This is a genomic window from uncultured Mycobacterium sp., assembly GCF_964249325.1.
GTDB lineage: Bacteria > Actinomycetota > Actinomycetes > Mycobacteriales > Mycobacteriaceae > Mycobacterium.
In genome coordinates, this window is record NZ_CAXUCH010000217.1 from 1 (window position 1) to 7222 (window position 7222).

8 protein-coding genes and 1 pseudogene are annotated in these 7222 nt (G+C 65.4%); 4 read left to right on the forward strand and 5 right to left on the reverse strand.

Going from position 1 to position 7222, the window contains the following annotated elements; all coding sequences use genetic code 11:
* From ACFE99_RS20360 to ACFE99_RS20375, 4 genes and pseudogenes are all read right to left on the reverse strand, one after another.
* Positions 1-197, reverse strand: a pseudogene (locus ACFE99_RS20360) (ABC transporter permease); the annotation flags it as partial.
* Positions 194-1129, reverse strand: coding sequence for an ATP-binding cassette domain-containing protein (locus tag ACFE99_RS20365; protein ID WP_375488223.1), 936 nt, complete (start codon positions 1127-1129; stop codon positions 194-196). The pseudogene ACFE99_RS20360 and the gene ACFE99_RS20365, both read right to left, overlap by 4 nt.
* A complete protein-coding gene (locus tag ACFE99_RS20370) occupies positions 1119-1769 on the reverse strand; it encodes a TetR family transcriptional regulator (protein ID WP_375488224.1) in 651 nt (216 codons plus the stop codon). Before ACFE99_RS20370 ends, ACFE99_RS20365 begins: the two co-directional genes overlap by 11 nt.
* 67 nt (positions 1770-1836) lie before the next feature.
* Positions 1837-2505 (reverse strand): O-methyltransferase, encoded by a 669-nt coding sequence (locus ACFE99_RS20375; protein WP_375488225.1) that lies wholly within the window; start codon positions 2503-2505, stop codon positions 1837-1839.
* A 200-nt stretch (positions 2506-2705) separates the two neighbouring features.
* Between ACFE99_RS20375 and sigE the strand changes: the two genes are divergently transcribed.
* The 4 genes from sigE to tatB all read left to right on the forward strand — a co-directional run bounded on the left by sigE (position 2706) and on the right by tatB (position 5993).
* Positions 2706-3479, forward strand: coding sequence for an RNA polymerase sigma factor SigE (gene sigE, locus ACFE99_RS20380; protein ID WP_375488226.1), 774 nt, complete (start codon positions 2706-2708; stop codon positions 3477-3479).
* A gap of 106 nt (positions 3480-3585) precedes the next feature.
* Positions 3586-4002, forward strand: a complete 417-nt coding sequence (rseA, locus tag ACFE99_RS20385) for an anti-sigma E factor RseA (RefSeq protein WP_375488227.1) — start codon at positions 3586-3588, stop codon at positions 4000-4002.
* Positions 4003-4076: 74 nt separating this feature from the next.
* Positions 4077-5579, forward strand: a complete 1503-nt coding sequence (locus ACFE99_RS20390; RefSeq protein WP_375488228.1) for a S1C family serine protease — start codon at positions 4077-4079, stop codon at positions 5577-5579.
* A complete protein-coding gene (gene tatB / locus ACFE99_RS20395; protein ID WP_375488229.1) occupies positions 5580-5993 on the forward strand; it encodes a Sec-independent protein translocase protein TatB in 414 nt (137 codons plus the stop codon).
* 5 nt (positions 5994-5998) lie between these two features.
* Here tatB and ACFE99_RS20400 read toward each other — a convergent pair whose 3' ends face one another.
* Positions 5999-7177: an Mrp/NBP35 family ATP-binding protein gene (locus ACFE99_RS20400; protein WP_375488230.1), complete on the reverse strand. Its 1179-nt coding sequence runs from the start codon at positions 7175-7177 to the stop codon at positions 5999-6001.
* Positions 7178-7222: the final 45 nt, after the last annotated feature.

Sequence of the window (7222 nt, forward strand, 5' to 3'; positions counted from 1 at the left end):
GGATACACCTTCTCGATGCTGCCGACGAAGAACATAGACAACATCACCGACATCACCATAACAAAAAAAAACAGCACGATGCGATCGCGGCGCAGGTACAGCCGCAGTAGGCCGAACGTTCCGGAGAAGTTCGATCCGCGGGGTCGGGGCGCGTGATGAGCAGGCCGGTGCGGCCGGTCGAGTGTTGCGGTGCTCATGCTGATACCTCCTGCCTGCTGTGGTCCCGTTGTCCGTCGACGCCGTAGTGGCGCATGAAGAGCTCCTCCAGGCTCGGCGGCTGGCTGACCAAGCTGCGCACACCGGCGTCGCCGAGAACCCGGATCAGCTCGCCGAGGCTTTCGCTATCGACGTGGGCGCGCACGGTTTTGCCCTCGATGCTGACGTTTTCGACACCTTTGATTCGCGTGAGATCACCTGGATCGCCGATCATTTCGGCCTTAATTGAGGTGCGGCTGAGATGGCGCATGTCGTCCAGGGAACCGCTCTCGACGGTCCTGCCCGCCCGGATGATGGTCACTCGTTCGCAGACCGCCTCGGTTTCGGCCAGGATGTGGCTTGACAGCAGTATGGTCACGCCTCGATCTCGCGCCTCGCGCACGCACTGTTGAAAGACGTGTTCCATCAAGGGGTCTAGGCCACTGCTGGGCTCATCCAGCAGCAGTAGTCGTGCCTGCGAGGAAAACGCGGATATCAGCGAGACCTTCTGTCGATTGCCCTTCGAATATGTGCGGGCCTTCTTGCGCGGGTCGAGGTCGAACCGTTCGATCAATTCCGCCCGCCGCTGCTCGTCGATGCCGCCGCGCATGCGGGCCAGCAAGTCGATGGTCTCGCCGCCGGTGAGATTCGGCCACAAAGTCACATCGCCTGGCACATAGGCGATCTGGCGATGTAGTTCCACCGCGTCAGTCCATGGATCGCCGCCCAGTAGGCGGGCTGTGCCTGCGTCGGCTTTCACGACACCGAGCAGGATGCGGATGGTCGTCGACTTGCCGGCCCCGTTGGGGCCGAGGAAGCCATGCACCTCACCTTCCCGCACTGTGAGGTCCAACCCGTCCAGTGCCCGGACTGCGCCGAAACTCTTAGTCAGTCCACGCATCTCGATAGCAGCCTGGTGATTGTCATTCGGCATTGAAATCTCCTTGGTCGACTTGGGCTTCGGCTTGGGCAAGGAATGCGTCGTACATGGTCCGGTCCGCCATCAGGCCTTCGGAGTAGACCTCGAGGGCGGGCAGCACCATGTCGCGTGCGTAGTCGCGCAGCACTGCCCGCAGATCGGTAGGTGTTTCGTGCATCTGCAGATACAAGAGGAAACCGCCGCCGCCGGTGATGGCCAGATACTTGGCTCTGGACTTGGGGTCGCGGCTGGGCCTGAGCGTGCCGGACCGCACGCCTTCGTCGAGGTACTCTTCGGCGTTGTCAAGCATCCTGCGCCACAGCGTTTTTGCCAGCTCACCGCCGGACTGCATGCTGCGCACCAAGTAGCTCATGAGTGGCGCGTAGGACTCGATCTCAGCCATCTGGGCAAACCAGGTGGCGGGATCGTTGGATCGCATCGCCTCGGACTTCTCGCTGCGGATCTCATCAGCGACGTACTCATCGCAGGCTTTACGCAGGCCCTCCTTGGAGCCGAAGTGGTGAATGACCAGCGCGGCGCTTACGCCAGCCGCTTCGGCGATCCTGCGCAGACCGACGTCGAAGCCATGCTCGCCGAACTGCTCGATGGCTGCATCGCGGATCCGAGCGGCGGCAGTCAGATCGGCTGAACGCATGTTCAGTAGACTAAACGTGTGTTCAGCCGTTGGTCAAGGGTGGTAGCCGTCAGGAATCCGTAAAAGGTCAGTCGCACACGGCGGCCAGCAGTCCGTCGCCGAGCGGTACCAATGCGGGGGTGAGGCGTTCGTTTTCGGCGATGAGCCGCGCCGCGTCGCGCACCGCCGCCACCTCCGCGTCATGTGCGGCTGGGTCGTTCGCCCGGCCGCCCAGCGCTGCCCGGTGCATCACGACAACACCGCCCGAGCGGAGCAGCCGAACGCCCTCGACAACGTAATCCGGCTGGTCGAGAGGATCGGCGTCGATGAACACCAGGTCGTAGGACTCGTCGGCAAGCCGGGTGAGTACTTCTTGGGCACGCCCGCTGATCAGCCGTGTGCGCGACGGCGCGACGCCGGCTTCAGCGAAGGCCTGTTTGGCGATCCGCTGGTATTCCGGCTCGATGTCGATAGTGGTCAGGACGCCGTCATCGCGCATGCCCGACAGCAGCCAGAGCCCGCTGACCCCGGCACCGGTGCCCACCTCCACCACGCTCTTCCCGCCGCTGAGCTTGGCTAGCAGGCTCAGCAGCGCACCGACCGCCGGTGTCACGGCACTGGCCCCGATTTCCCCCGCGCGGTCGCGGGCCGCCGCCAGGATCACATCCTCGGAGATCGAGCTCTCGGCGTGCGCCAATAGCGATTCGGCCCGGCTTGCCGCGGGTGCCTGGCCGGAAGTGTGATTGATACTGGCCATGCCCGCAGCGTAGGTGCAATCGTGGTCGCTCTTGGGCAGGCGCGCCCGGCGCCATCGCGGCGACACGCCCGGGCTGCGATAAGTGTTCAACGTCACACCGCTGCGAATAACCGCAGTACGGCAGGTGAACGGCGTCGTTTCTCAGTGAAAGCTCAGTCTGCTCATATACCTGCCACACCCCGATACGCGACGGTATCTGCATGGAACGCCGGGAACCCTGGTTCGGGAATATGCCCGAACCCCCTAGCGTTGCGCGCGATGACGAACTGCCGACGCTTGATGGCGGTCTCAATCCGGAGGATTTCATCATCACCACGTTGATCAGCCCGGCGAGCATGTCGCATCCCGAGCGGTATCGCGATGCCGAATGGGTGGAAGTGTCCGACCAGCCATACGGCACCGCCGTTTTCGACGCGACCGGAGACAAGGCGACGATGCCGTCGTGGGACGAGCTGGTGCGCCAGCATGCCGACCGGGTGTACCGGCTGGCCTACCGGCTATCCGGCAACCAGCACGACGCGGAAGACCTTACCCAGGAGACCTTTATCCGCGTCTTCCGCTCGGTGCAGAACTATCAGCCCGGCACGTTCGAAGGTTGGCTACACCGCATTACCACGAATCTGTTTTTGGACATGGTGCGTCGCCGCGGCCGCATCCGCATGGAGGCGTTGCCCGAGGATTACGACCGGGTGCCCGCCGACGAACCCAACCCCGAGCAGGTGTACCACGACGCCCGGCTCACGCCTGACCTGCAGTCCGCGCTGGATTCGCTGCCTCCAGAGTTTCGTGCCGCCGTGGTGTTGTGTGACATCGAAGGTCTGTCCTACGAGGAGATCGGCGCCACTCTCGGCGTCAAACTTGGCACCGTGCGTAGCCGCATCCACCGGGGTCGCCAGGCACTGCGCGACTACCTGGCGGCCCATCCCGAGCATGACGGGCGCGCAACACCGGACGCCGCCGAAAAGTCGGCGTAGTCCGAGCCGGCGGTTCATCGGCTTTTCACGGATGTCCTGCAGAAGGTCGCGCGCTACATTCAAAGTAGTGCCGCGCAGCTCAATGCAACGTCGAGAGGAGCCGGTGATGGCCGATCGGGGACAGGTGTTCCGCCGAGCGTTCTCCTGGCTGCCCTCGCAGTTCGCCTCCCAAAACGACGCGCCGGTGGGCGCGCCGCGTCAGTTCGGCTCCACCGAACACCTGTCCACCGAGGCCATCGCGGCGTTTGTCGACGGCGAATTGCGGATGAATGCGCACCTGCGCGCCGCGCATCACCTGTCGCTGTGTCCGCAGTGCGCCGCCGAAGTCGAGGATCAAAGCCGTGCGCGCGCCGCACTGCGAGACTCCCGTCCGATCCAAATCCCCAGCACACTGCTCGGAATGCTGTCGCAGATCCCATATTCGCGGCTGGACAATGCTGCCTGGCCTGCCGATGCCGCACCACCCGACCTGTCCGACCAGCTGGCTGACGGCGGCGGGCATGACCGGCGCAAACGCCAGTAGGGTGGACAAGCCAGCGCGCAACGCCGTGCACGTGCCGACACGCGCGTTCTCTCGAGCGCCTAGAAGAGGTTGACGTGAGCCCCGATCAGGACTACCACGGCGCCCATCGGCTGGCGCCGCGCCCGATTTCCCGGCCGCCGGTCGATCCGGCGTCGCGCCAGGCGTTCGGCCGCCCCGCCGGAGTGCAGGGTTCATTCGTGGCAGAAGGGGTGCGCCCGCAGAAGTATCGGAACCAATCCGAGTTCGTCCCGCATGACCAGCCGGCCGACCCGGTGCTGGCCGAAGCCTTCGGCCGGCCGTTTGCCGCGGCCGAGTCGCTGCAGCGGCACCCGGCCGATGCCGGCGCACTCGATGGCGATAAGGGCAAAGACTCAGCGGACCAAGCCGAAGATCCCTGGCGCGACCCCGCAGCGGCCGCCGCGTTGGGCACGCCGGCGTTGGCGCCACCGGCTCCCCAGGCCCGGTTTAGTTACGGCGACAAGCTCGGTGTGCGCGATGTGCTGTTCGGCGGAAGGGTGTCCTACCGGGCGCTGATCGTCCTGGGCGTGGTTGCGCTGCTGATCGGGCTGCTCGGCGGATGGGTCGGCCGTAAGACAGCCGAGGTGGCCGAGGCGTTCACCACCTCCAGGGTGACGCTATCCACCAACGGCAACGCCCAAGAGCCAGCCGGCCGGTTCGCCAAGGTGGCCGCCTCGACCGCCGACTCGGTCGTGACCGTGCAGTCGGTCAGCGACCAGGAGGGCACCCAAGGCTCCGGTGTCGTCATCGACGGCCGCGGCTACATCGTCACGAACAACCACGTCATATCCGACGCGGCGAACAATCCAAGCCAGTACAAGACGACGGTGGTGTTCAACGACGGCAAGGAAGTGCCGGCCAATCTGGTCGGCCGTGACCCCAAAACCGACCTGGCCGTGCTCAAGGTGGACAACGTCAACAATCTGACGGTGGCCCGCCTCGGCGATTCGGACAAGGTGCGCGTCGGCGATGAGGTGCTGGCCGCGGGCGCGCCGCTGGGCCTGCGCAGCACCGTCACCCACGGGATCGTCAGCGCCGTACACCGCCCGGTTCCGTTGTCCGGTGAAGGCTCGGACACCGACACCGTGATCGACGCCGTGCAGACCGACGCTTCGATCAACCACGGCAACTCCGGTGGCCCGCTGATCGATATGGACTCCCAAGTGATCGGCATCAATACCGCCGGCAAGTCGCTGTCAGACAGCGCCAGCGGGCTGGGGTTCGCGATCCCGGTCAACGAGACCAAGGTGGTCGCGCAGGCCTTGATTCGGGACGGCAAGATCATGCACCCGACGCTGGGGGTGAGTGCCCGCTCAGTGAGCAACGCGATCGCAAAGGGCGCCCAGGTGGCCAACGTGAAGGCGGGCAGCCCCGCTGAAAAGGGCGGCATCCTGGAAAACGATGTCGTGGTCAAGGTGGGCAACCGCAGCGTCGCCGATGCCGACGAATTCGTCGTCGCCGTGCGCCAGCTGACGATCGGCCAAGATGCGCCGATCGAGGTGGTCCGCGACGGTCGGCACGTCACCCTCACCGTCAAACCCGGCCCGGATACCAGTTAGGTGTTCGCCAACGTCGGCTGGGGGGAAATGCTCGTCCTGGTGGTGGTCGGGCTGGTGATCCTTGGGCCGGAGCGGCTTCCCGGCGCGATCCGCTGGACGGCCAACGCACTGCGTCAGGCGCGGGACTACCTCAGCGACATGAGCGACCAGCTGCGCCAGGACATCGGACCGGAGTTCGACGATTTGCGTGAGCCGCTGAGCGAATTGCAGAAACTCCGCGGTATGACGCCGCGCGCAGCGTTAACCAAACACCTGCTCGACGGCGATGACACGGTCTTCACCGTTTTCGATCGGCCGTTGAGCAAACAGGACGGCGTGCCGCGGGAGCCGACGCCGCCCACCGCGCCCCCGTCACCGCGGCTATCGGATTTCAGTGTGGAACGGTCTACCCCGTTCGACAGTGACGCGACCTGAACCCTCTAGTGCCGAGTCGGGTCGAGTCCCAGTGACATACCGGCCAGACCGCGGCGCCGGCTAGACAAGGCGTCCGCGACGCTGCGCAGTTCTTTGCCCACCGCTGAGTCAGGCGAGCTGAGCACGATCGGCACGCCCGAGTCGCCGGCGGCGACCAGCGCCGGATCCAGGGGAATCTGCCCCAGCAGCGGCACGTCGGCGCCGACGGCGCGAGAAAGTCGCTCGGCGACCTTCGGGCCGCCGCCCTCGCCGAACACCTGCAGTTTGGAGCCGTCGGGCAACACCAGCCACGACATGTTCTCCACCACACCCACGACGCGCTGGCGGGTCTGCAGCGCAATGCTGCCGGCCCGCTCGGCCACCTCGGCAGCGGCCAGCTGCGGTGTGGTGACGACCAGAATTTCGGCGTTCGGAATCAACTGCGCCACCGAGATGGCGACGTCGCCGGTTCCTGGTGGCAGGTCGAGCAGCAGCACATCCAAATCGCCCCAGTACACGTCGGCCAGGAACTGCTGCAATGCTCGGTGCAGCATCGGGCCACGCCACGCCACCGGGGCGTTGCCCTGGGTGAACATCGCGATGGAGATCACCCTGACGTCATGCGCGATCGGCGGCAGAATCATTGACTCGACCTGGGTAGGCCGATCGGTGGTGCCCATCATCCGCGGAATGGAATGACCGTGGATATCGGCGTCGAGCACTCCGACTGATAACCCGCGTGCGGCCATCGCGGCGGCCAGGTTGACTGTCACGGTGGATTTGCCCACGCCGCCTTTTCCGGACGCGACCGCATATACCCTGGTCAGTGAGCCTGGCTGGGCGAACGGGATCACCGGTTCCCGGGCGTCCCCGCGCAATTGCTTGCGCAGCTCGGTGCGCTGCTCGTCGCTCATCACATCGAGGCTGACTTTCACTGCGCCGGTGCCGGGAACGTCAGCGACGGCGTGGGCGACACGCTCACTGATTTCGGTTTTCTTCGGGCAGGCAGCGGTCGTCAGGTAGATCTCGACGTGCACCGAACGATCCGGCCCGACGTCGACACTTTTGACCATCCCGAGTTCGGTGATGGGGCGCCGCAATTCGGGATCGATCACCTTGGCCAGCGCCGCGCGGATAGCGGCGGTCAGGTCGGTGGCGTCATCGTGGGTTTGGGACATCACCGCCGAGTGTAGTTCGGCGACGATGCGGGCTGAATCGGCCCGAGGAGGAGCCGAACCATCGGCGCAGGC

Excerpts from the sequence above, each read along its gene's own strand:
- ACFE99_RS20365 (WP_375488223.1), bottom strand. The coding sequence starts at position 1,129 with ATGCCGAATGACAATCACCAGGCTGCTATCGAGATGCGTGGACTGACT.
- ACFE99_RS20375 (WP_375488225.1), bottom strand. The coding sequence starts at position 2,505 with ATGGCCAGTATCAATCACACTTCCGGCCAGGCACCCGCGGCAAGCCGG.
- rseA (WP_375488227.1), top strand. The coding sequence starts at position 3,586 with ATGGCCGATCGGGGACAGGTGTTCCGCCGAGCGTTCTCCTGGCTGCCC.
- ACFE99_RS20370 (WP_375488224.1), bottom strand. The coding sequence starts at position 1,769 with ATGCGTTCAGCCGATCTGACTGCCGCCGCTCGGATCCGCGATGCAGCC.
- sigE (WP_375488226.1), top strand. The coding sequence starts at position 2,706 with ATGGAACGCCGGGAACCCTGGTTCGGGAATATGCCCGAACCCCCTAGC.